This window comes from Paratractidigestivibacter sp., from assembly GCF_052362415.1.
GTDB lineage: Bacteria > Actinomycetota > Coriobacteriia > Coriobacteriales > Atopobiaceae > Paratractidigestivibacter.
Genome location: NZ_DAWEMK010000148.1, coordinates 1436 through 3409, shown reverse-complemented (window position 1 = coordinate 3409; position 1974 = coordinate 1436). Strand labels below are relative to the sequence as shown.

1 protein-coding gene and 1 pseudogene are annotated in these 1974 nt (G+C 68.2%); one reads left to right on the top strand and one right to left on the bottom strand.

Annotated elements, in window-relative coordinates; all coding sequences use genetic code 11:
* Positions 1-1415 (bottom strand): C69 family dipeptidase (locus ACT84W_RS10110; protein WP_444329117.1); only part of this gene is annotated, 1415 nt, incomplete at its 3' end.
* 118 nt (positions 1416-1533) lie between these two features.
* On the opposite strand from ACT84W_RS10110, the pseudogene ACT84W_RS10105 reads away from it, so the two are divergent.
* Positions 1534-1974 (top strand): annotated as a pseudogene (locus ACT84W_RS10105) (3-deoxy-7-phosphoheptulonate synthase); the annotation flags it as partial.

The window sequence follows — 1974 nt, the reverse complement described above, 5'->3', positions numbered from 1 at the left end:
CCGAGCAGGCAGTCGGTGCGCTTGCGCGCGGCGTCGGCGATGGCCTGGTTGGCCGCCGCCGGGTCGCCCGCGGCCTCGTCGCACTCGTGCACGAGGCGCGTGGCCTCGCTCTGCAGCTTCTCCTGGTAGCGCTCGACGTGCGGCAGGCAGGCGGAGTAGCTCGCGTCGGCCATGGCGCCGATGAGGCGGTTCGCCCAGTAGAAGCTGTCGGTCGTCACGGTCCTGGGCGTCGACGAGACGTACGCCGGCACCTCGTCCACCTGCGTGAAGAAGGGCACGAGCGCGTTGAACGCGTTGCTGCCGAGCGCGATCCACTGCAGCGCGCGGCGCTTCTCGTCGACGTAGGGGCGGATCTGCAGGACGGCGAGCTGGCAGTTGCGGTTGATGCCGATGGGGCGGTAGAGACCGCGCGTCGCCGGGGTGCCGATGTGGCCGTAGGGGTCGTAGACCGTGCCCTGGTAGTGGAGGCTGAGCACGTACTTGACGTCCTCGATGGTAATCTTGCGCTCAGGCACGCGGCACCACGGCAGGCGGTCGGACTCGGGGCCGAACTCCTCGTGCGCCGCCGCGGTCTCCCAGGGGCCGGCGGACGGGTTGAGCCAGCGCTGCATGTCCCAGGCGCGCGGAGTGTTGTACACGTGGTCGGCGTCTGAGCGGCTGCCGAAGGCGTCGCGCGGGTTGAGCTCGCCGTCGAGGCTGAGGTCGAGGTGGTTCTTCTGGATGAACTCGCGAAGGTCGGGGGAGCACAGGTGCTCGCGGCCCTCGCCGAGGGCATCGTCCAGGTCGAAGGAGTCGAGGCCGAGCTGGTTGGGCATCGTGACGTAGCAGTCGTCCGGCACGCGGCGGGCGATCCAGTGGTGGCCGCCCACGGTCTCGAGCCACCAGATCTCGTCGACGTCGGAGAACGCGATGCCGTTCATCTCGTAGGTGCCGTAGCGCTCAAGGAGAGCGCCCAGGCGCAGGACGCCGTCGCGGGCGCTCGTGGCGTAGGGGAGGACGAGGGTGACCATGTCCTCCTCGCCGATGCCGCCCACCTGCTCGGCCTCGTAGCCGTCCTGGCCGGGCTCGCCGATAGCTGCCTTGTAGGCCACGAGGGGGTCGGCCGCGAGCACGCGCTCGTTGGTGGTCAGGGTCTCGGTGGCCGTTATGGCGACGTTATGGGCGTTCACGCCCGCGGCCTCCCACAGGCCCTCCTTGAGGTCGGCGTTGGGCATGCAGGTGTAGCGCCCGCCGCCGTCGGGCAGCGGCACCTCGAGGTGGCCGATGACGCTCTTGTAGGTCTTCTTGCCCGCAGCATTGCTCACCGAGAAGCGCTTCTCGCAGAACTCGCCGCTCGGGCAGTCCTCGTTGCGGGCGATGATGGTCGAGCCGTCGAAGCTCGCGTTCTTTCCCACTAGGATCGTGGTGCAGGACATGGTTCCTCCTGTCTCGTCTTTGTTACATACGGTCCCAATGTTAGCCTTCTGCGTTGCCCGTGCGCCCGCGACCCCCGATAATGTCTAACGCTGAAATTACGAGTGGAGGAGTACCCGCATGTCGATGAACTTCAAGCGCCACCTGCCCATGGCCAAGGAGGTCCGCGAGGAGCTGCCGCTCTCTGCCGAGCTCTCCGAGCGCAAGGCCGCCTTCGACGCCGAGGTCGCCGCCGTCATGCGCGGCGAGGACGACCGGCGCCTGCTGATCATCGGGCCGTGCTCGGCCGACCGCGAGGACTCCGTGCTCGACTACATGAACCGCCTGGCCAGCGTGGCCGACGAGGTCCGCGACAAGCTCATCGTCATCCCGCGCGTGTACACGAACAAGCCCCGCACCAAGGGCACGGGGTACAAGGGGCTCCTCCACAACCCCGACCCGGAGGCGCCGGCCGACCTGCTCGAGGGCGTGAAGGCCGTGCGCCGCATGCACCTGCGCGTGATCGAGGAGACGGGCTTCTTTACCGCGGACGAGATGCTCTATCCCACGAACTACCAGTAC